19 protein-coding genes are annotated in these 20,439 nt (G+C 65.2%); 16 read left to right on the top strand and 3 right to left on the bottom strand.

Annotated features, from left to right (window positions below):
* Positions 1-2: 2 nt before the first annotated feature.
* Positions 3-896 carry a dihydrodipicolinate synthase family protein gene (locus V5734_RS02190; RefSeq protein ID WP_347311896.1) on the bottom strand — a complete coding sequence of 298 codons (894 nt, stop codon included), beginning with the start codon at positions 894-896 and terminating at the stop codon, positions 3-5.
* 105 nt (positions 897-1,001) lie between these two features.
* Here V5734_RS02190 and V5734_RS02185 point away from each other — a divergent pair, with 105 nt between their 5' ends.
* The gene (locus tag V5734_RS02185) at positions 1,002-1,661 is read left to right on the top strand and encodes a GntR family transcriptional regulator (protein ID WP_347311895.1); all 660 of its coding nucleotides are present in this window, start codon (positions 1,002-1,004) and stop codon (positions 1,659-1,661) included.
* A gap of 6 nt (positions 1,662-1,667) precedes the next feature.
* Here V5734_RS02185 and V5734_RS02180 read toward each other — a convergent pair whose 3' ends face one another.
* Positions 1,668-2,345: a TetR family transcriptional regulator C-terminal domain-containing protein gene (locus V5734_RS02180; protein WP_347311894.1), complete on the bottom strand. Its 678-nt coding sequence runs from the start codon at positions 2,343-2,345 to the stop codon at positions 1,668-1,670.
* Between the two features lie 190 nt (positions 2,346-2,535).
* On the opposite strand from V5734_RS02180, the gene V5734_RS02175 reads away from it, so the two are divergent.
* The 15 genes from V5734_RS02175 to V5734_RS02105 all read left to right on the top strand — a co-directional run bounded on the left by V5734_RS02175 (position 2,536) and on the right by V5734_RS02105 (position 19,544).
* The gene (locus V5734_RS02175) at positions 2,536-3,885 is read left to right on the top strand and encodes an aspartate aminotransferase family protein (protein WP_347311893.1); all 1,350 of its coding nucleotides are present in this window, start codon (positions 2,536-2,538) and stop codon (positions 3,883-3,885) included.
* On the top strand, positions 3,882-5,015 hold the full coding sequence (locus tag V5734_RS02170) for an aromatic ring-hydroxylating oxygenase subunit alpha (protein WP_347311892.1): 1,134 nt from the start codon (positions 3,882-3,884) through the stop codon (positions 5,013-5,015). The genes V5734_RS02175 and V5734_RS02170 overlap by 4 nt, the downstream gene beginning before the upstream one ends.
* Positions 5,016-5,025: 10 nt before the next feature.
* On the top strand, positions 5,026-6,243 hold the full coding sequence (locus V5734_RS02165) for an aromatic ring-hydroxylating oxygenase subunit alpha (protein WP_347311891.1): 1,218 nt from the start codon (positions 5,026-5,028) through the stop codon (positions 6,241-6,243).
* Positions 6,244-6,283: 40 nt separating this feature from the next.
* Complete coding sequence (locus tag V5734_RS02160) at positions 6,284-7,387, top strand: polyamine ABC transporter substrate-binding protein (protein ID WP_347311890.1); 1,104 nt, start codon at positions 6,284-6,286, stop codon at positions 7,385-7,387.
* Positions 7,388-7,436: 49 nt separating this feature from the next.
* A complete protein-coding gene (locus V5734_RS02155; protein WP_347311889.1) occupies positions 7,437-8,600 on the top strand; it encodes an ABC transporter ATP-binding protein in 1,164 nt (387 codons plus the stop codon).
* 3 nt (positions 8,601-8,603) lie between these two features.
* On the top strand, positions 8,604-9,542 hold the full coding sequence (locus tag V5734_RS02150; protein ID WP_347311888.1) for an ABC transporter permease: 939 nt from the start codon (positions 8,604-8,606) through the stop codon (positions 9,540-9,542).
* The gene (locus tag V5734_RS02145; RefSeq protein WP_347311887.1) at positions 9,539-10,378 is read left to right on the top strand and encodes an ABC transporter permease subunit; all 840 of its coding nucleotides are present in this window, start codon (positions 9,539-9,541) and stop codon (positions 10,376-10,378) included. Before V5734_RS02150 ends, V5734_RS02145 begins: the two co-directional genes overlap by 4 nt.
* Complete coding sequence (locus V5734_RS02140) at positions 10,375-11,250, top strand: dimethylsulfonioproprionate lyase family protein (protein WP_347311886.1); 876 nt, start codon at positions 10,375-10,377, stop codon at positions 11,248-11,250. Before V5734_RS02145 ends, V5734_RS02140 begins: the two co-directional genes overlap by 4 nt.
* Positions 11,251-11,253: 3 nt before the next feature.
* Positions 11,254-12,039 (top strand): methyltransferase domain-containing protein, encoded by a 786-nt coding sequence (locus V5734_RS02135; RefSeq protein WP_347311885.1) that lies wholly within the window; start codon positions 11,254-11,256, stop codon positions 12,037-12,039.
* A gap of 430 nt (positions 12,040-12,469) precedes the next feature.
* The gene (locus V5734_RS02130; protein ID WP_347311884.1) at positions 12,470-14,620 is read left to right on the top strand and encodes an FAD-dependent oxidoreductase; all 2,151 of its coding nucleotides are present in this window, start codon (positions 12,470-12,472) and stop codon (positions 14,618-14,620) included.
* Positions 14,621-15,232, top strand: a complete 612-nt coding sequence (locus V5734_RS02125) for a CDP-alcohol phosphatidyltransferase family protein (RefSeq protein WP_347311883.1) — start codon at positions 14,621-14,623, stop codon at positions 15,230-15,232.
* Positions 15,233-15,247: 15 nt separating this feature from the next.
* Entirely contained in the window at positions 15,248-16,435 is a 1,188-nt protein-coding gene (locus tag V5734_RS02120) for an ABC transporter substrate-binding protein (protein ID WP_347311882.1), read from the top strand.
* On the top strand, positions 16,432-18,141 hold the full coding sequence (locus tag V5734_RS02115; protein ID WP_347311881.1) for an ABC transporter permease: 1,710 nt from the start codon (positions 16,432-16,434) through the stop codon (positions 18,139-18,141). Before V5734_RS02120 ends, V5734_RS02115 begins: the two co-directional genes overlap by 4 nt.
* Positions 18,138-18,779, top strand: a complete 642-nt coding sequence (locus V5734_RS02110) for an ATP-binding cassette domain-containing protein (protein ID WP_347311880.1) — start codon at positions 18,138-18,140, stop codon at positions 18,777-18,779. Before V5734_RS02115 ends, V5734_RS02110 begins: the two co-directional genes overlap by 4 nt.
* Before the next feature lie 93 nt (positions 18,780-18,872).
* The gene (locus V5734_RS02105) at positions 18,873-19,544 is read left to right on the top strand and encodes a hypothetical protein (RefSeq protein ID WP_347311879.1); all 672 of its coding nucleotides are present in this window, start codon (positions 18,873-18,875) and stop codon (positions 19,542-19,544) included.
* Positions 19,545-19,547: 3 nt separating this feature from the next.
* Here the strand turns inward: V5734_RS02105 and V5734_RS02100 are convergent, their stop codons facing one another.
* Positions 19,548-20,426: a LysR family transcriptional regulator gene (locus V5734_RS02100; RefSeq protein ID WP_347311878.1), complete on the bottom strand. Its 879-nt coding sequence runs from the start codon at positions 20,424-20,426 to the stop codon at positions 19,548-19,550.
* Positions 20,427-20,439 lie beyond the last annotated feature (13 nt).

Here is a 20,439-nt window from a genome sequence, read left to right as displayed (position 1 = left end):
CCTCAGAAAGCCGGAAGGGCAGGGCGCGATGCGATCGCCTTGGTGATGATCGTCTCGACCCGCGCCCGATGCTCGCCCGAAAGCGGCAGTCGGGGGGCGCGAACACGCTCGTTCGAGCCGATGGCATGCACTTCGGCAAGCTTGATCTGCTGGACGAGATAGGTCGAGACGTCGAGGTCTAGAAGCGGCCGAAACCAGCGATAGATCGCGAGAGCCTCGGCGTGCCGCCCTTGCCGGATCAGCTCGTAGATCGCCACGGTTTCGCGCGGGAACGCGACGACAAGTCCCGCAACCCAGCCGATGGCGCCCATCATCAGCGCTTCGTAACCAAGGTTGTCGACGCCGGTGAAAACGTCATAGCGATCGCCGACGATATTGAAGATCTCGGTCGTGCGGCGGATGTCGTCCGAGCTTTCCTTGATCGCGACGAAACGGGGATCGTCGGCCAGCTCCACCATCATCTCGGGCGTGACGTCGACGCGGTAGCCGACACGGTTCGAATAGATCATCACCGGCAGATCTCCGGCCGCCGCAATGGCGCGGAGGTTGGCGATGGTTTCGTCGCGGCTGGTGAAATAGATCGGCGAGGGCACGATCATGAGTCCGTCGGCACCGGCCCTGGCGGCGCGGCGGGCAAGGTCGCAGGCCTCGCGCGTCCCGGCCTCGGATATCGTCAATAGTGCCGGTTTAGACCCTGTTTGCGTCTTCGCGATGCGCAGAACGTCAAGCCGCTCGTCGGGCGAAAGCATGTTGCCCTCGCCGAGCGTGCCGCAGGCGATGAGGCCGTGGCAGCCGGCATCCATCATCAGCGCGAAGCACCGCTCCATCTCGGCGGTGTCAAGCGCGCCATCCTCGGTGAACTTCGTCGTCACGGCCGGGATCACACCATGCCACATGAGCTTTCCTTTCCTCTCGATCACCGTTTGGCGGCAGAATCTTCGTGACTTGGATAAAGAATATTGGATACAATAATCAAGTAAGAAATTGAGGAGGTCAATCAGGTGAAGATCGAAAGCGTTGACATTGCGCAGACCGCGTCGGCGGCGTCGATCATCTGCGAGGCCTTGAAGAAGGCGATCATCGAAGGACGATTGAAGGACGGCGAGCCGCTTCGTCAGGACGATATCGCGCGGATGTTCAATACGTCGCGGATCCCGGTGCGCGAGGCGTTGACGATGCTGGAACAGCAGGGCCTGGTCGCCACGCAGCGCTACAAGGGCGCGGTCGTCGCCGGAATCTCGCCCGACGAGGCCGCCGAAATCTGGGATTTCCGGGCGTTGGTCGAAGGGCATGTGATCGAAGCGGCGGTTCCGAAGATGTCCGCCGATATCCTTGAGGAAGCGGGGGCACATCTGGCGGCTTTCGCGACGGCGGACGGCCCCGTGGAATGGGGTGACTGGAACCGGCGGTTTCACATGGCTCTCTATCGTGCGAGCGGGCTGACCTATCACCTCGGCGTCATCGAAAAGACGCTCGACCGCGTGGACCGCTACATTCGCGCGCAATTGTCCCTGTCGAATGGCGTATCTCGGGCCGATGCGGAACATCGGGCGATCCTCGACGCCTGCGCGGCCGGGGACGCGGCACGGGCCGGCGCGCTGACCCGGCAGCATATTCTCGGGGCGAAGGCGAATCTTCTGGCGAACCTGCGCCGCGATTGAGGATCGTCAGACCCGGATTTTCTCGGTCGGGGTCAGCCCCGTCTCGTCAAAAAATTCGGGGAAGAAGGCGGCGGCGCAGGTGAACGTCGTGCGCATCGCCTCTTCGGGCCCGTAAGGGTCGGTCATCGTCATCATGTCGAGCCAGACACCTTCGGTCGTGATGCGGATCACGCGCGCGATGCGGACCGGATCGCCGGATCGCGCATCTTCGGCGACGAGGCGGGTGCAAATATCTTCCAGCGTGCGATTGTAATCGTCGTCGTTGGAGCCGCAAAGTTCCTGATACATCGGCCTGCATTGCGCCTCGCCCCAGAAGGCGCACCAGGCCGAGAGCCGCGCTTTGGTGCAGATTGCAGGGTTGAAATCCGACCTCAGCATCGCGTCGAGCTGCTCGGCCGGTGTCGGCCCGGCCGCCGCGAGCGCCTCGGTCCAGTTCCGTCGATACTCCTCGGCCAGATACTTCAAGGTCTCGGTCAGGAGGCCTTCCTTGGTTTCGAAATGGAAGTTGACGAGGCCATGCGACAGCCCCGCATGGCGCGCGACATCGGTGAGGGTGGTGCGCGAATAGCCCCGCGCCGCGATCGTGTCGATCGTCGCCTCGATCAACTGCTGGCGGCGCGCACCGCGGCTGAGCTTGCGTGGCGTGGCCGGCCCATCCTTCGATATGTCGTCGATGCCGTCCATCGGGCCCCCCGGTCTGATGCACCGCGCACAGCTCGGCGCATAGTCGTTTCGGGTGGGAGTTTGCCCACAAAAGTCCGCTATTTCCAGTTTTGATTGACAATACAGTCAAAATCTGAATGAATGATCGTACATTAAATGAGGCCGACCCCCACAGAGGATTGAGTCGGCCCGCCGCCCGACAGGACACGCCATGCGCCCGCTACCGAAACGCGCCCTTTCAAGATCGAACGCCCAGTTCAAGAAGGCTCTGACTCGCCTGCCCTTGGGGGTGGCATCGACCTTCCGCTACTGGGGCGAAGACCGCACGATCTATGTCGATCGAGGCAAGGGCGGGCGGATCTGGGATATCGACGGCAATGCCTATGTCGACTACCGGCTGGGCTACGGCCCCGCGATCCTCGGCTATGCCGACGACCGGGTGGACGCGGCGGCGCGCAAGGGGATGGAGGTCGGCGGGGTCTTCGCGCTTTCGACCGAACGGGAGTTTGCCGTCGCCGACCGCATCGCCAGGATGGTGCCTGGCATTGATCTCGTTCGCTTCTCGAATTCGGGGACGGAGGCGGTGATGGCCGCCCTCCGCTTGGCCCGCGCCCATACCGGACGCGACAGCTACCTTCTGGTCGAGGGAGGCTATCACGGTCTTTTCGACGCAGCGATGTGGATGGCCAACGTCGAGGACTGGGACAGGTCGGAAAACCGCGATCCGGAGGTCGTGTCCTATTCGAAGGGCATCCCACAGGAGTTGAAGACCCTCGCCCATCTGGTGCCGATGAACGACCTCCAGCGGCTCGAAGACACGTTCAAGCGCTACGGCAACACGATGGCCGCGATGCTGATCGAGCCGATCCAGGGCAATTGCTGCGGCATCACCGCCTCGGTCGATTATGTGCGCCTCGCGCGCGAGCTTTGCGACCGCTACGGCGTTCTTCTGATCATCGACGAGGTCAAGACCGGTTTCCGCGTCGCGCGGGGCGGCGTGCAGTCGCTTTACGGCGTGACGCCCGACATCTGCACCTTCGCCAAGGCGATGGCGAACGGCTATCCGATCGCCGTCGTCGCGGGGCGTGAGGCGGTGATGCGCACCTTCGGCTATGGCGGCGCGGCACATGGCGGCACCTATACCGCGCATTCCGTCAGCCTCGCCGCCGCCGAGGAATGCCTGCGCATCCTCGACGAAACCCCGGCACTGGAGACGATCGCCAACTACGGCGAGGAGTTGAAGGCGGGGATCTCCAGGATCCTCAACCGCCGAGGAATCGTCCATTCCTACGCCGGGCATTCGTCGATGTTCGGCCTTTTCTTCGCGGAGCGCGCGCCGGACAATTACCGCGACTGGAAGACCTCGGACTACTCCTTCTACGACCAGATGGCCTATTTCCTGCACGACCTCGGCGTCATCTGCGAACCCGACAGCCGCGAGCCTTGGTTCGTCTGCGAAGCCCACGGGATCGACCGCGCATGCCTGACCGACACTTTGATGGCGGTTGAAACGGCGGTCGACCTGACGCTTGAACATGTCGAGGCCGAGAAGCGGGCATGAGCGAGCATCATCCGCCCGTCTCCCCGCTCCTCGACCGTTGCCCGGAGGCCTTGCCGGCATCGTCGTATTTCGACCCCGACTGGTACGCGCGCGAGGAACGCGCGATCTGGCGCCGGAATTGGGTGCATGTCGGACGGCTGGACGACATCCCGGCGGGAACCATGCGGCGCGTCCAGGTCGGCGGACAGAACCTGATCCTCTGCCGGGACCGCGACGGGCAGGTCACGGCTTTCCACAATACCTGCCGCCACAGGGGGGCGGAGCTTTGTTCGGCGGCCGAAAAGCCTTTGGGCAAGCTTATCACCTGCCCCTATCACAACTGGGCCTATGACCTCTCGGGGCGGCTCGTTTCCACCGCCTTCGCGACCCCGACGCCGGACTTCCGCAAGGAGGAGCACGGTCTTTTCCCGGTGCACACCCGCGACTGGAACGGCTTCCTCTTCGTCTGTCTTGACGACGCGCCGCCCGAGTTGCGGCCCGACATGGGCCTCAAGGCGCTCGACAACTGGCCGATGGACCGGCTGAAAACCGGCCACCGGCTGGTAAAGGAACTGGACTGCAACTGGAAGATCTTCTGGGAAAACTACAACGAATGCCTGCACTGCCCCGGCATCCACCCGGAACTCTGCGACATGGTGCCGATCTACAAGCGGGGCGTGATGGCGGCGAACGAGGCCTCAGGATGGGTGCCCGATGCGCCGAAACAGCCGGTGCTGAAGGACGGCGCGCAGACCTGGACGATGACGGGGGCGCCCTGCGGCCCTGAATTCGCCGGCCTGACGGCCGAGGAACGGGCGAATGGCTTCAATTTCGTGACGATCTACCCGACGATGTTCGTCGTGGCGCATGTGGATTACGTCCGCTCCGTCACCGTCACCCCGCTCGGCCCCGAACGCACAAGACTGACGGCGGAATGGCTGTTTGCCGGGGAAACGCTCGCCCAGCCCGGTTTCGACGCGGGTAATGTGGCGGAATTTGCCACGCTCGTCCTCGATCAGGACGGTGCGGCCTGCGAAATGAACCAGCGCGGGCTGCGCTCCGAGAAATATCAGGGCGGCCGGCTGATGCCGCAGGAATTCGACATTCTCAAGTTCCACGACTGGGTGCGGGCGCAGATGGAGTCCGCGTAAGGAGAAGGCCATGACCACCGCCGTAACGCCGATCAAGGTGCCGAACGACTGGGACCGCCGGGGCCTGCCCGGCTGGACCTATCATTCCAAGGCGCTCTTCGAGCTCGAACGCACCGAGGTGTTCCTGACCCACTGGCAGATCGGCGGTCATGTCGGCGACATCCCGGCGCCCGGCGACTGGCTGACCTTCGATCTTCTCGGCGAACGCGCGCTGATCATCCGTGGCAAGGACGGCGTCGTCCGCGCCTTTCACAACCTCTGCCGGCATCGCGGCGCCCGGCTGGCCGACGGCGATTCCGGGCATTGCAAGAACGCGATGGTCTGCCCGTTCCACGGCTGGGTCTACAACCTCGACGGAACCCTGCGCGGCGCGGCGCGGCCCGAAAGCTTCGGTGATATGGAGCGCTCCGATTTCGGGCTGAAGCCCGTCGAAATGGAAATCTGGCAGGGATTCCTGTTCCTGCGCTTCCTGCCCGGCCCGCAGCCTTCGGTGGCCACGCTGATGCGGCCGTTCGAGGCCGATTTCGCTGCCTACAGGTCAGACGCGCTCTTGCCGGCCGAAGCCGGCAACTGGAGCGGCGCCACCCTTCCCGTAAACTGGAAATCGGTGCGCGACGTGGACAACGAAGGATATCACGTCGCGATGGCGCATCCGGCCTTGCAGGACCTCTATGGTCGGACCTATCGCGATATGGTCTATCCCGGCGGAATCTCGCATTCGACCGCGGAATTCGGCGACCAGCCGGGCCGGCTCTGGTCGGTTCGGCAATACCTGAAATTCAGCCCCCGGCCGGACTGGCTGCCTGAACGGCTGCGCCGGTCCTGGACCTATTACGGGATCTTCCCGAACTCGGTCATCGCCTTCACGCCCGAAGGCGCCCAGTACTATCAGGACATTCCGCTGTCGCGGGACGAGACCTATCTCAACGGGCGCCTCTACCGTCAAGCGCATGAAACGCGCCAAACCCGGGCGGCGCGCTACCTGGCCTACCGGATCGACCGCGACACCTCGCAAGAGGATCAGCAACTGTCGATCTGGTCGAACGAGTCGATGAAATCGACGGCCTTCGACGATTTCCACCTGTCCGATCTGGAATACGGGGTGCGCGCGCATCACGACCAATTGCGTCGCGTCCTTCCCGTCACTTGTCTGCCCGATGCACCGGACGAAGACCGGGTGGCCGGCCTCAACGAAGATTTGCGTAGCGCTGGCGCGAATCCGGCATAACCTCAAAAAAAACCAGCGCATACCAACCGGAGGAACTGCGATGACGAAACTGACACGGCGGACGGCGCTTACCGCGATCGGCGGCGCCCTGGCGCTGCCCTATGTCCGGCCCTCCTGGGCCCAGTCGGGTACGGTCAATGTCTACAACTGGGCCGACTATATCGGTGAAACGACGCTGTCGGACTTCGAGGCGGCGACGGGGATCGGGGTGGTCTACGACACCTATTCCTCGGCCGAGGAAATGCAGGCCAAGATGCTCGCCGGCTCGACCGGTTACGACGTCGTCGACCACGCCGGCATCGACATGCCGCGCGCCATCGCGGCAGGCATCTACGAAAAGCTCGACAAGGCGCTCTTGCCGAACTGGAAGAACCTCGACCCCGAGATCTTGCGCATCCTCGCCGGCTGGGACGAGGGCAACGCCTACGGCATGCCCTATATGTGGGGCTCGGTCGGCTTCACCTATAATGTCGATTTGGTCAACGAACGCATTCCGGGCGCCGACATGACCTCGATGGATCTGATCTTCAAACCGGAGAATGCAGAAAAGCTCGCCGATTGCGGAATTTCGATCCTCGACAGCCCCTCCGACATCATGCTGATGGTTCTGAAATACCTCGGGCTCGACGGCGACACGACGAATGTCGAGGATTATCAGAAGGTCGTCGAGGCGTTCAAACCGATCCGCCAGTACATCCGCACCTTCGACAACACCAATTACCTCAACGCGATCCCGAACGGAGAGCTCTGCGCCGTCAACAACTGGTCCGGCGACTACGCGACCGCTGCCGGCCGCGCGGCGGAGGCCGGAATCGAGATGAATCTGGCCTATTTCGTGCCGAAAACCGGGGCGCCCGCCTGGGTCGACTGCATGGCGATCCCCGCCGACGCGCCGAACCGCGAAAATGCCTACAAGTTCTTGGACTTCATGATGCAGCCGGAAGTCGCGGCGGGCTGCACGAACTACACCTACTACGCCAATGCGAACGTTCCCGCGCGGGAGTTCGTCCTGCAAGAAATCCTCGACGACCCGGCTGTCTATCCGGACGCCGAGACGATCGGCCGGATGTGGGCGCCGAAACCCTTCTCTGAAGAGCAGGACCGCGCCATGACCCGCGCCTGGCAGGAGATCAAGTCGGGCTGAGCCCGTCTGTCCGTACCGAAAGCCACCACTCAGACGGAGAGACCGCCAGATGCCCGAACCCGCCCGTGCCGCCACGAATGTCGCGGTATTTCCCGGCGCAGCCCCCCTCGCGGCCGCCAAGGAACCGCCCTTCATCCGCATCGAAGGCGTCACGAAACGGTTCGGGACTTTCACGGCGGTCTCTGACGTCAACCTTGAGATCCGGAAGGGAGAGATCTTCTCCCTTCTAGGGGGGTCCGGCTGCGGCAAGACCACCCTCTTGCGGATGCTCGCCGGGTTCGAGGACCCGACCGAGGGCCGCATCTTCATAGACGGACAGGACATGACCGACCTGCCGCCCTACGAGCGGCCGGTGAACATGATGTTCCAGTCCTACGCGCTTTTCCCGCACATGACCGTCGAGAAGAACGTGGCCTACGGCCTCAAGCACGAGGACATGACCGCCGCCCAGCGCAAGGAGCGCGTACGGGACATGCTGGCGCTGGTGCAACTCACCGAGTTTTCCCACCGCAAGCCGCACCAGATCTCCGGCGGCCAGCGGCAGCGCGTGGCACTGGCCCGGGCGCTGGCGAAGCAGCCGAAGGTGCTCCTGCTCGACGAACCCCTGGCCGCGCTCGACAAGAAGCTGCGCGAACACACGCAGTTCGAGCTGATGGAGATTCAGGAAAAGACCGGCACGACCTTCATCGTCGTCACCCACGATCAGGAAGAGGCGATGACGCTTTCGTCGCGGCTCGCGGTCATGGACAAGGGCCGGATCAAGCAGATCGGGACCGCGACCGAGGTCTACGAATACCCAAACTCGAAATTCGTGGCGGGGTTCATCGGCTCGATCAACTTCTTTCCGGCGACTGTCCACGACACCAAGGGCGACACTGCGCGGGTCGACGTGCCCGACCTTGGCGGCACGGTCGAGGCGCGGGCAATCCCCGGCCTCGCGGCGGGGCAGGAGATCACGCTGGCGGTGCGGCCGGAAAAGATCGCGCTGTCACGAAAACGGCCCGAGGAAGCGAATGCCTTTGCCGGAACGGTGCAGAGTCTGGCCTATTTCGGCAAGGATAGTCTCTATCGCATCGCCCTTCCTTCCGGCCGCATCCTGTCGGTCAACTCCGTCAATGCCCGCCGGGTCGGCGAGACGGAGCGGGTGGCGGACTGGGAGGACGCGGTCTTCCTGTCCTTCGACCCGGCCGCCGCGATCCTCCTGAAGGACTGACGCATGGCCGCGGCACATCACGACACCCCGTTCCAGCGCTGGTTCAACCGCAAGGGCTGGATCAACGTCACCATCGCCACGCCCTACATCTGGCTGATCTTCTTCTTCCTCCTGCCCTTCGTCATCGTCCTCGCGATGAGCTTCGCGACCCGCACGCCCACGGCGCCGCCGTTCTCGTTCGGCGGCGATTATCCGCTCCTGAACACCGACCACTACGCGCGGCTTTTTCAGGACGATCTTTATATCCGCGCCTATCTGACCTCGATCATGAACGCGGCCTTCGCGACGGTGATGTGCCTGCTGATCGGCTACCCGATGGCGCTTGGCCTCACGCGGGTGTCGAGGTCGTGGCGCAACATCCTCCTGATGCTGGTGATCCTGCCGTTCTGGACCTCGTTCCTCCTGCGCGTTTACGCATGGATGGGGCTGATGGGGTCGAACAGCTGGTTCAACAAGATGCTGACCGGCGCCTATAACTGGGTCGTGCCATCAGAATGGGCCCTGCGCTACATCCCCATGATGAACACCAATTTCGCGGTCGTTCTGGTCACGGTCTATTCCTACCTGCCCTTCATGATCCTGCCGCTCTTCGCCAATCTCGAAAAGCTCGACCGGACGCTGGACGAGGCGGCGATGGATCTCGGCTCACGCCCCTCTCGGGTCTTCTTCGACGTGACCCTGCCGCTCTCGGTGCCCGGCATCATCGCCGGTTCCATGCTGGTCTTCATTCCCGCGTCGGGCGAACTGATCATCCCCTCGCTCGTCGGCTCCTCTTCGCGGCCGATGATCGGGCGGGTGATCGCGGATGAGTTCACTTCGGCCCGAAGCTGGCCAATGGCCTCGGCGGTGGCGGTGGCGCTCCTCGTTCTCCTCGTCGTGCCCTTGATGCTCTACACCTATTACGAGGGCAAATCGCACGAGAAGAAGAAGGAGGAGGCATGAACCGCCGTCCCGTCTTCCTCATAACCATGCTCTGCTTCGGCTTCGCGTTCTTCTACATCCCGATCCTGTCGATGATGGTCTATTCCTTCAACGGCTCGCGGCTGGCGACCGTCTGGGGCGGGTTCTCGACGAAATGGTATGTCTCGCTCCTGTCGAACCGGCAGGTGTTGAAGGCTGCCGTCCTGTCGCTCCAGATCGCGGTGGTCAGCGCGACGATGGCGACGATCCTTGGCGCGATGGCGGGCATCGCGCTCGCCCGGTTCAAGCGGTTCCGGGGACGGACGCTGTTTTCCGGCCTCGTCACCGCGCCCCTGGTCATGCCCGAGGTGATCACCGGCATCGCCTCGCTCATGCTCTTCATCCTGATGGCGGAATGGATCGGCTGGCCCGCCCAGCGCGGCTTCACCACGGTGACGCTCGCCCACATCACCTTCTCGATGGTTTTCGTCACAACCATCGTCCATTCGCGGCTGGTTCAGGCCGACGAGGCGATCGAGGAGGCGGCGATGGACCTCGGCTCCCGCCCCTGGCAGGTGATGAAGGATATCACGCTGCCGGTTATTTCGCCGGCGATCCTGTCGGGCTGGCTCCTGGCCTTCACCATCTCGCTCGACGACGTGGTGATCACCAACTTCACCACCGGGCCGGGAACGACGACGCTACCGATCCTGATCTGGTCGAAGGTGAAACTCGGCGTGACGCCCGACATCAACGCGCTTGCAACGATCACGGTCTGCATCGTGGGAATCGGCGTCGCGGTCGCGGGCTGGGTGCTGAACCGGGCCGAAAAACGGCGCGACCGAGATGCCCAGCTGGCCTATCAGGAAAACACATGACCGCGAACGACGACCTGCGCGCCCGCGCAGACCTGAACGCCGCGATCGGCCAGCCCGGATCGGGCCGGCTGCGCTACGCGGCGGCGATGCATTTCTACCGCAAGGGGCATCTGTCCCCCGAAGCGCTGGAGGTCTACCGGATCTGCTCGCCGAAGGACGGCGAGGATCCGGCGCCCCTTCTCGCCGCGCGGGGGATGAGGGTCGATGTGCCGGCCCCGGAAGCGCCCGAGCTTGCGATCCGGCTTCTCGTTGAAGAGGTCGACCGTTACCTCGTCACACTGGCGGGACCGGGCATCGCGGAAGTCCGGAGCCTGACCGCGAAGTGGCGCGGCGGACCTGTCCGGGCGAGCAACTCGCCCAACCCGGTCGTGGATGCACATCTCGCGGCCGCCCTCGACGCGATGGAGGCAGATCAGCCGGCGCTGGCCACCGCACTCCGCGCGGCCACCCCGCATCTCCCTTGGATCACCTACGGGCTCTACCCGCCGGAGGAGATCGGCGAGGCGTTCCTGACCGGCCACGCCTATGCCACCCTTGTCGGCGCCGACGGCGCGATCCCGGCCGAGGAATTCGACCTCGGCATCTTTCTCATCGCGCCCCATGTGCTCTACCGCGACCACGCCCATCCGGCGCCCGAACTTTACGCGCCCCTGACCGGCCCGCATGGCTGGCGCTTCGGGCCGGGGACGCCATTGATCGTCAAGCCGGCGCACCAGCCGGTCTGGAACGAGCCGGAAGCGCCGCACATGACGAAGGTCGGCCCGGTCCCGTTCCTGTGCCTCTTCGGCTGGACGAAGGACGTGGACCTGCCGGCACGGGTGCTGCCGGCAGAGGATTGGCCGGACCTGGAAGCATTGCGGATCGGAGGATGAGGGATGGAAGCGGTCGGAGGCGAGCTTTACCACAATCGGATGATCGGAATGCTGGAGGCGATCTGGGGCGAAGGCTTCCTGTCGCCGGGCGGCCCGGATGAGGTCGCGCGGCTGGTCGCGAACACCGACTTCGCCGGCAAGTCGGTGCTCGATATCGGCTGCGGCGCCGGCGGGATCGACATCGCGCTCGTCCGCAATCACGGCGCCGGCTATGTCTGCGGTATCGACGTCGAGGATACGGTTCTTGCCCACGCGCGAGAGCTGATCGGGCAGGCGGGGCTGACACCGCGGATCGGTTGCCTGAAGGTCGCGCCCGGCCCCCTGCCCTTTCCGCCCGCTGTGTTCGACATCGTGTTTTCAAAGGATTCCATCGTCCATATTCCCGACAAGCATGCGCTCATGGCCGAGGCCTTCCGGGTTCTGAAACCCGGCGGGCGGTTCGTCGCCTCGGACTGGCTGATCGGCCATGACGGCACGCCGTCGCCGCAGATGGCCGAATACATCGCCGCCGAGGGGCTCGACTTCGGCATGGCGTCGCCCGGCCGCTACCGCGAGGCGATGGCGGCGGCCGGGTTCGACGAGATCGAGGTGATCAGCCGCAACGGCTGGTACCGGCAAGCCGCGCGGGCGGAGCTTGAGCGGCTCAAAGGGCCGGTGGGCGATGCCGCAGTGCAGATCGTCGGGCGAGATTTCGTCGACGAGAATATCGGCATATGGAGCCGGATGATCCCGGTTCTCGATACCGGCGAGCATTGCCCGACCCACCTGAAGGCGCTGAAACCCGGCTGAGGCGCGGGCGCTGGGCGGCGGATGCCTCCGGCGGAGGTATTTTGGGCAAGGTGAAAGGGTCAGGGGGTGCCCTCTTCCGTGACGATGGCGGTCATCGGGATATCGTGGGGCTGCGGGACGATGGTTGCGATGCGTATCAGTCGGCCTTGATTGGCGACAGGCAAACCAATCTGCGTTCCGATGAACGGCGGAGATCCGGTTCCCGCAACGCGGGCCGGAATCGGGAGGAGTGAAAGCAGCGCGCCGTCCACGCGTCCCGCGGATCACGCCACCATCACGAGATGCGGACATTTCTGTAACGGTCTTGGCTCGGCCGGACTCTTCGTTGCACAAGGGACGAAGTGAGGACCGGGAAAGCCATGACAGCACACGTCGTCAACCATATCCCGGCGCCCCCGTCGTCCGCCGTCGAAGCCTTCGCCCGGTCCGAATGAAGAAGCCCGCCCTCTTTGCCGCGCTCGCCGTCCTGATCGCCGTGCTGATCTGGATGATCGGCCGCAACCCGCCCGATCTCGACATGCTGCGCGATCACCTCGTCGACCTGCACGCGTGGCGGACGGAGCGGCCGCTGCTTGTCGCTGTGCTCTTTTTCGCGGGCTATGTCGCGGTTACCGCCCTGTCGCTGCCCCTGGCCACATGGATGACGCTTGCCGCGGGGGCGCTCTTCGGCTTCTGGAGCGGCCTTTTGATCGTTTCCTTTGCATCGACTATCGGGGCGACGCTGGCTTTCCTCGCCGCGCGCTATCTGCTTCGCGACTGGGTGCACGGACGGTTCGGCAACCGCCTCGACGCGGTCGATGCAGGGATCGAGCGGGACGGCCCCTTCTATCTCTTCACGCTGCGGCTGATCCCGGTCGTGCCGTTCTTCGCGATCAACCTTCTGATGGGTTTGACCCCGATCCGCGCCTGGATCTTCTACGTCGTCAGCCAGATCGGGATGCTCGCCGGAACCGCCGTTTATGTGAATGCCGGCACCCAGCTCGCCCAGCTCGAAAGCCTCTCGGGCATCGTTTCATCACCGGTCCTTTTGTCCTTCGCGCTTCTCGGCCTCTTCCCGTGGATCGCCAAATTCATACTCGGTCTCGTCAAGCGACGTCGGGCCTATGCGGGCTGGTCGCGACCGAAACGCTACGACCGGAACCTGATCGTGATCGGCGCCGGGGCGGCGGGGCTGGTTTCGGCGTACATCGCGGCGGCGGTAAAGGCGAAGGTCACGCTGATCGAAGGCCACAGGATGGGCGGCGACTGTCTGAACCATGGATGTGTGCCGTCGAAGGCATTGATCCGGTCGGCCAAGCTTGCCCACCAGATGCGCCATGCCGATCATTACGGGCTGAGCGCGACAGCGCCTGATTTCTCGTTCCGCAAGGTTTTCGAACGGATCCATGCGGTCATCGCCGCGATCGAACCGAAGGACAGCGTCGAACGGTATGAAGGATTGGGCGTCGAGGTCCTGCAAGGCCACGCCAAACTTCTCGACCCGTGGACGGTCGAGATCACCGGCGAGGATGGCGACGCCCGGCGGTTGACCGCCCGCTCGGTCATCCTCGCCACCGGCGCCGCGCCCTTCGTGCCGCCGCTGCCGGGGCTCGACGAGGTCGGCTATCTCACCTCGGACACGCTCTGGGACGCGATGAGCGGGCGCGACGTGGCGCCGGATCGACTCGTCGTTCTCGGCGGCGGGCCCATTGGCTGCGAACTCGCTCAGAGCTTCGCCCGCCTCGGTTCCGAGGTCACACAGATCGAGATGCTGCCCCGCATCCTCATCCGCGAGGACGAAGAGGTCTCCGACCTCGTGAAAGCGTCGATGGAGGCCGACGGCGTGACGGTCCTGACCGGGCACAAGGCGATCGCCCTCGGCAAGACCGGCGACGCGAAGTGGATCGAGGTCGAGGCGGGCGGCGAGACGCGGCGCATCGCGTTCGACGACATCCTCGTCGCCGTCGGCCGCGCCGCGCGGTTGAAGGGATACGGGCTGGAGGAACTCGGCATTCCGACAGGGAGGGTGATCGAGACCAACGAGTATCTCGAAACGCTCTATCCCAACATCTATGCCGCCGGCGACGTGGCCGGACCCTTCCAGTTCACGCACACGGCCGCGCATCAGGCCTGGTTCGCCGCCCTCAACGCGCTTTTCGGCACGTTCAAGCGGTTCAAGGCGGATTACCGGGTGATCCCCTGGGCCACGTTCACCGATCCCGAAGTGGCGCGCGTCGGCCTCAATGAGCAGGAGGCGCGCGAGAAGGGCATCTCGGTGGAGGTCACGCGCTACGGCATCGACGATCTCGACCGCGCCATCGCCGACGGCGCGGCGCGGGGCTTCGTCAAGGTCCTGACCCCGCCCGGCAAGGACACGATCCTTGGCGTCACTATCGCGGGCGAGCATGCCGGCGACCTTTTGGCCGAGTTCGTCTTCGCGATGAAGCACGGGCTGGGGCTGAACAAGATCCTTGGCACCATCCACACCTATCCGACACTGGCCGAGGCCAACAAGTTCGCCGCCGGCGAGTGGCGCAAGGCGCATGTGAACGAACGCGCGCTCGGCCTCATCGAACGGTTCCATGCCTGGCGGAGGGGCTGAATGATCGACGCCCGACTCCTGCCATTTGCACGCGCGGCCCTGGTCCGGCCCGCGCGAGCGCTTGCCGCGGGCGGGGTGAGCGCCGATCAAGTCACGTTTGGCGGGTTTGCCATCGGCGTTCTGGCGGTTCCGGTGCTATGGACGGGGGCCTACTGGCTCGCCCTTCTGCTGATCCTTGCCAACCGGCTTGCCGACGGCCTCGACGGCGCCATTGCGCGCGAGGTCGGGCCGACCGACCGTGGTGCCTTTCTCGACATCGCGCTCGACTTCGTCTTCTACGCGCTCGTGCCCCTCGGCTTCGCGCTTGCCGATCCTGCGGCAAATGCGCTGCCTGCCGCCGTCCTCATCGCCAGCTTCGTCGGTACCGGATCGAGCTTTCTCGCCTTCGCCGCGATTGCCGCAAAGACCGGGATCACGGCAGAGGCCTATCCCTCGAAAGGCATCTATTACCTCGGCGGCCTGACCGAGGGCGCCGAAACGATCACGCTTTTCGTCGTCATGTGCCTTTGGCCGGCCGCCTTTCCTAAGCTGGCCCTTATCTTCGCCGCGCTTTGCGCCATCACCACTCTATCCCGCTGGCTTCAGGGCTGGCGGGCCTTCGGGCAGAACTGACCAACAGGAGTACCAATGCGCCTTCCCCTTATTGCCCTCCTGGCCGCCGGCTTGGCCGCTCCGGCCCTTGCCGACAACTGGGACGACACGCTCGCGGCCGCCCGTGGCCAGACCGTCTTTTGGAACGCCTGGGGCGGGGACGAGCGCACCAACGACTTCATCGCTTGGGCGAGCGGGGAACTGGAGGCGCAATACGGCGTCACCATACAGCAAGTGAAGCTCTCCGACACCGCCGAGGCCGTGACCCGCGTCATCGCCGAAAAGGCGGCCGGGCAAACCGGGGGCGGCTCGGTCGACCTCATCTGGATCAACGGCGCGAACTTCCTGTCGATGAAGGAACAGGGGCTGCTGCATGGTCCGTTCCTGGCCGACCTGCCGAACTCGAAATACCTCGACTTGTCCGACGACTCGGCCGCCATCGTCGATTTCACCATCCCGACCGAGGGTTATGAAAGTCCGTGGCGGCTCGCGAAATTCGTGCTGACCCATGACAGCGCCCGCGTGCCGGAGCCGCCCCGCTCGATGGCCGCGTTTCTCGACTGGGCCAAGGCCAATCCGGGCCGCTTCACCCATCCGGCCGTGTCGAACTTCATGGGCGCCACGTTTCTGAAGCAGGCGCTGATCGAACTGACGCCCGATGTCTCCGTCCTGCAATCCGAGGCGACAGATGCGGTGTTTTCGGCCGCTACAGAGCCGCTTTGGGCCTGGTATGACGCGCTCCGCCCGAACCTCTGGCGCGGGGGCACGGCCTTCCCGGAGAATGAAAGCGTGCTTCAGCAAATGCTGAACGACGGCGAAGTCGACTTCGCGATGGCCTTCGACCCCGCCGCAGCTGCCGCCGCCGTCGAACGCGGGCTTTTGCCCGATACCGTGCGAAGCTACGCGCCCGAGGGCGGATCCATTGGCAATATCAGTTTCGTCGCGATCCCCTTCAACGCCGCCCATAAGGAAGGCGCGATGGTGGTGGCGAACTTCCTCCTCGATCCCGCCACCCAGGCCCATGCCCAGGACATAACCGTGCTCGGCAGCTATTCGGTCCTCGACCCCGCCAAGCTGGATGACGCGGCAAAGGCCGCTTTCGCTGCCCTGCCCACGTCCCCCGCCCTGCCGTCGAACGAAGCCCTCGGCCCGACCCTCAACGAGCCGCATCCGAGCTGGATGACCCGGATCGCCGGGGAATGGGCGAAGCGCTACACCAAATGAGGACGACCGAAGGCCGCTGGCTGAGGTTGACGGTCCTCGGCATCGTGTCGGCCGGCCTTGTCCTGCCGATCCTTGCCGGCCTTTGGGAAACGGCCCGCGCGGCCTTCGGCTTTCTCCCGGCCATCGGTGCGGATGCCCTGTCGCTCGATCCCTGGCGACGGCTCTGGGCGCTTCCGGGCGTCACGACCAGCCTGTGGCTGACGCTCTGGACCGGCTTCGCCTCCACGCTCCTCGCGCTCGCCATCGCGACCGGCTTCTGCGCTGCCGTTCACGGGCGGATGAGCGCGGGCCGCAGCGCCCGGCTGCTGACGCCATTCCTTGCGACACCGCATGCAGCCCTCGCCATCGGGATTACCTTCCTCATCGCGCCTTCAGGCTGGATCGCCAGAATGCTCAGTCCCTGGGCCACGGGATGGGACTTACCGCCAGACCTCGCGACGGTCCGGGATCCATACGGGATCGCGCTGATCCTGGGTCTCCTAATCAAGGAAGTGCCGTTCTTCCTTCTGGTCATGCTTTCTGCGCTCAGCCAGGTGCCGGTGCGCGCGCATCTCGCGGCGGGCCGGGCGCTTGGCTACGGGCGGGGTGTCGTCTGGATCAAGGTGATCGCGCCGCAGGTCTATCCGCTGATCCGGCTGCCGATCTTCGTCGTCCTCTCTTTCGCGCTGTCGATGGTCGACATGGCGATCATCCTCGGCCCCTCGAACCCGCCGACGCTGGCCGTGGCGATAACCCGCTGGTTCTTCGCGGCCGACACGATGCTGATCCTCCCGGCCTCGGCCGCGGCGCTGACGCAGACGGCGCTGGTGGCGGGGGGGATCCTGCTCTGGGTCGGGGCGGAACGCGCTGCGATCCTTGCAGGCCGGTTCTGGATTCGTCGCGGCGGGCGCGGCCTCTCCTCGGGGCCGGGACTGGCGGTCGCGGTTGCCGGGGCCGGTTTTCTCATGGCGCTTGGCACGGCGGCACTGCTTGCCCTGCTGATCTGGTCGGTGACGTGGCGATGGCCATTTCCCGATACCCTGCCTGAAAGCTGGAGCCTCGGGGCCTGGGCGCGGCCCGCAATGGGATGGGGGATGGCGCTGAAACAGACCCTGATCATCGGAATTGCCACGACCGTTCTGTCGCTGACGCTCGCCATCGCGTGGCTTGAGGGCGAGGACCGCGCCGGGATGAGCCGCGCGCGCTGGGCCGAGGGGCTGATCTATCTGCCGCTCCTCGTGCCGCAGGTCGCGTTCCTTTACGGCCTTTCGGTGACGTTCCTTCGTGCGGGCGTCACCGGTGGCATGATGGCGGTGATCTGGGGCCAGGCGCTTTTCGTCTTTCCTTACGTGATGATCGCGCTCTCCGACCCGTGGCGGGCAGTCGACCGGCGGATGGTGCGCGCGGCGGCGGCCCTTGGCGCGGGGCCGTGGCGGCGCCTGTTCGCCGTGAAACTTCCCGTCCTGCTCGCCCCGGTCTTGACGGCGACCGCGATCGGCTTTGCCGTCTCGGTCGCGCAGTATCTTCCCACGCTCTTCCTTGGTGCCGGCCGGATCGCGACACTGACGACCGAGGCGGTGACCCTCTCCTCTGGCTCGGACCGCCGGGTGACGGGCGTCTACGCGGTGTTGCAGGCCACCCTTCCCTTCGCCGCCTATGGCGCTGCGCTGATGCTTCCGGCGGCCCTCTTGCGCCACCGTCGCGGCCTCGCGGGGGCGGTCGCATGAGCGCGCTGGAGCTTCTCGACGTGTCGATCCGCCCCTGTGAGAGCCCCGCGCCGCTTTTCGCCCCACTGACCCTCCGCGTACCTGCCGGGAGCGTGACGACGATCATTGGCCCCTCCGGCATTGGAAAATCGACGCTGATCGACTTCATCGGCGGCCATCTTTCCGCCGGGTTCGAGGCGACCGGGCGGGTCCTGCTGAATGGCCGCGACGTCACCCGGCTTCCGGCCGAGGCGCGGCGGATCGGCATCCTGTTCCAGGACGCGCTTCTCTTCCCGCATCTCTCCGTGGGCGATAACCTCGCCTTCGGTCTTGCCCGCGACCTGCGCGGCCGGTCGAAACGGCGCGCCGCGGTCGAGGCGGCCCTTGATCAGGCGGGTCTTTCCGGCTTTTACGACCGCGATCCGGCCACGCTATCCGGTGGCCAGCGCGCACGCGCGGCGCTGATGCGGACGCTTCTGGCCGAACCCCGGGCGCTCCTCCTCGATGAGCCATTCTCGAAACTCGACCCCGATCGTCGGGCGGAAATTCGGGCGTTTGTCTTCGACCATATCCGTGAACGGGGGGTGCCGGTCCTGATGGTCAGCCACGACGTTGAGGATGCCGAAGCTGCAAGCGGACCGCTTGTCGCATTGGAATAGCGGTTTGCCGACGGCCGGCACCTCTGCAACGCACCCGATCCATGCTAGGTTGACCTGCCGTCCGCCTCTCAGGGACCGGCGGGGGAAGGTGCATTGACGATCCGGGGCGCATCCATCGGACGGCTCTTGCTGCGCCTCGGCGCACTGGCGCTTGTTGTCTGGCTCGTCCACCTTCTCATCGGATGGACGATGACGGAGGCCGATGCCCTCAAATCCGACGCACGGTCGATGCCGGCCCTCGCGCTCGTCGCCCTCCTCCTCGTTGCCTATGCCCTCCTCATCGCGCTGCCCTTCGTGCCGGGCGCGGAACTCGGCATTACCCTGATGATGGTCGAGGGCGCGGCGATCGCGCCTTTCATCTGGGCGGCGACGCTCAGCGGTCTGGCGCTGGCTTACGGGGTGGGGTCGCTTCTGCCCGATCCGATGCTGAGACGGTTCCTTGCCGACCTCGGTCTCCGGCGGGCGGCGGATCTCGTGGCCACGCTGCAACCCCTTGACCGCGCAGCCCGCCTCGACTTCCTTGGCGCACGGCTGCCGCGCCGGTTGTCGCCCCTCGTTCGCGGCCAGCGCTACGTGCTCCTCGCGCTCCTGATCAATCTGCCGGGCAACACGCTTCTGGGCGGCGGCGGCGGTATCCTTCTGATCGCAGGCGTCAGCCGCCTCTTCTCGCTCGCCGCCACGCTCCTGACCATCGCGATTGCGGTCGCGCCGGTGCCGATCCTGGTCTTCTGGCTTGGCGAGGGCCTGCCGCTGCCCGGCTTCTGAGCCCTATCCAACGCGTCGCCGCGCGAGCGTCGGGCCGGACGGCCCGAACCGCGTCCGCAGAATGCCGAGGAGCCGCCGGTGGGCGGAGCGGTGGCGGTTGCGGATATGGATGCCCGCGAAGATCGGCTGGGGTATCGGCGGCGCCCCTGACACGAGACGGCAGGTTCCGGCGCCGACAAGCTCATCCGCGGATTGGCGCAGGACATAGGCCGTCCCACCGAGTGAGCCCAGAAGCGCCACCATCGCCGCGTTCTGGCCGATGGAGAGGCTCGCGGTCGCCAGCCGCGGATGCAGCGCGGCATGAAGGGGCGCAATGGCGTCGGAGAAATGCGGAAGGATATAGGTCTCCCGGCGGACCTCGGCCAGCCGGTCGGTCTCGGTCGAGACCATCAGATAGGCGATCTCGCCAATCGTCTCGAAGTAGAGGTCGGGATGGTAGCGCGGCGAGAAGAGGATGGCGAAATCCTCGATCCCCGTCGTGAGGTCCGAGCACATCTGCGCCGAATAGTCCGCCTCGAAGAAGAACGCCGTGTCGGGCATCGCGGCGCGGAAATCGCCGATCAGCTCGCTGAAATGCAGGTTGACGAGGTCATGCTGAATGCCGATCCGCATCGTCACCGCCCCGGCCGTATCGCCCATCGCATGGCGCGCCTCGGTCCAGCCATGCAGCAGGCTGCGGGCGTGGGGGGCAAAGCGCAAGCCTTCCGTCGTCAGTTCCGTTCCTGCGCGCGAGCGGATGAAAAGCCGGTGGCCGAGGGTCTTTTCAAGCGTGCGGATCCGGCCGGAGATCGTCGATTGCGTCACACCCATCCGGTCCGCTGTGCGGTTGAAGCTGCGGGTATCGCAAAGGTCGAGGAAGGTTTCGATGAGTTCGATCTGCAAGGGGCGCTCCTGA

The sequence above is a fragment of the Defluviimonas sp. SAOS-178_SWC genome (assembly GCF_039830135.1).
Lineage (GTDB): Bacteria > Pseudomonadota > Alphaproteobacteria > Rhodobacterales > Rhodobacteraceae > Albidovulum.
The sequence above is the reverse complement of the archived record's forward strand: the minus strand, read 5'-3'. Positions and strand labels throughout refer to the sequence as shown.

Excerpts from the sequence above, each read along its gene's own strand:
- V5734_RS02190 (WP_347311896.1), bottom strand. The coding sequence starts at position 896 with ATGTGGCATGGTGTGATCCCGGCCGTGACGACGAAGTTCACCGAGGAT.
- V5734_RS02135 (WP_347311885.1), top strand. The coding sequence starts at position 11,254 with ATGGAAGCGGTCGGAGGCGAGCTTTACCACAATCGGATGATCGGAATG.
- V5734_RS02155 (WP_347311889.1), top strand. The coding sequence starts at position 7,437 with ATGCCCGAACCCGCCCGTGCCGCCACGAATGTCGCGGTATTTCCCGGC.
- V5734_RS02150 (WP_347311888.1), top strand. The coding sequence starts at position 8,604 with ATGGCCGCGGCACATCACGACACCCCGTTCCAGCGCTGGTTCAACCGC.
- V5734_RS02145 (WP_347311887.1), top strand. The coding sequence starts at position 9,539 with ATGAACCGCCGTCCCGTCTTCCTCATAACCATGCTCTGCTTCGGCTTC.
- V5734_RS02170 (WP_347311892.1), top strand. The coding sequence starts at position 3,882 with ATGAGCGAGCATCATCCGCCCGTCTCCCCGCTCCTCGACCGTTGCCCG.
- V5734_RS02120 (WP_347311882.1), top strand. The coding sequence starts at position 15,248 with ATGCGCCTTCCCCTTATTGCCCTCCTGGCCGCCGGCTTGGCCGCTCCG.
- V5734_RS02160 (WP_347311890.1), top strand. The coding sequence starts at position 6,284 with ATGACGAAACTGACACGGCGGACGGCGCTTACCGCGATCGGCGGCGCC.
- V5734_RS02115 (WP_347311881.1), top strand. The coding sequence starts at position 16,432 with ATGAGGACGACCGAAGGCCGCTGGCTGAGGTTGACGGTCCTCGGCATC.
- V5734_RS02165 (WP_347311891.1), top strand. The coding sequence starts at position 5,026 with ATGACCACCGCCGTAACGCCGATCAAGGTGCCGAACGACTGGGACCGC.
- V5734_RS02175 (WP_347311893.1), top strand. The coding sequence starts at position 2,536 with ATGCGCCCGCTACCGAAACGCGCCCTTTCAAGATCGAACGCCCAGTTC.
- V5734_RS02125 (WP_347311883.1), top strand. The coding sequence starts at position 14,621 with ATGATCGACGCCCGACTCCTGCCATTTGCACGCGCGGCCCTGGTCCGG.
- V5734_RS02180 (WP_347311894.1), bottom strand. The coding sequence starts at position 2,345 with ATGGACGGCATCGACGACATATCGAAGGATGGGCCGGCCACGCCACGC.
- V5734_RS02140 (WP_347311886.1), top strand. The coding sequence starts at position 10,375 with ATGACCGCGAACGACGACCTGCGCGCCCGCGCAGACCTGAACGCCGCG.
- V5734_RS02110 (WP_347311880.1), top strand. The coding sequence starts at position 18,138 with ATGAGCGCGCTGGAGCTTCTCGACGTGTCGATCCGCCCCTGTGAGAGC.
- V5734_RS02130 (WP_347311884.1), top strand. The coding sequence starts at position 12,470 with ATGAAGAAGCCCGCCCTCTTTGCCGCGCTCGCCGTCCTGATCGCCGTG.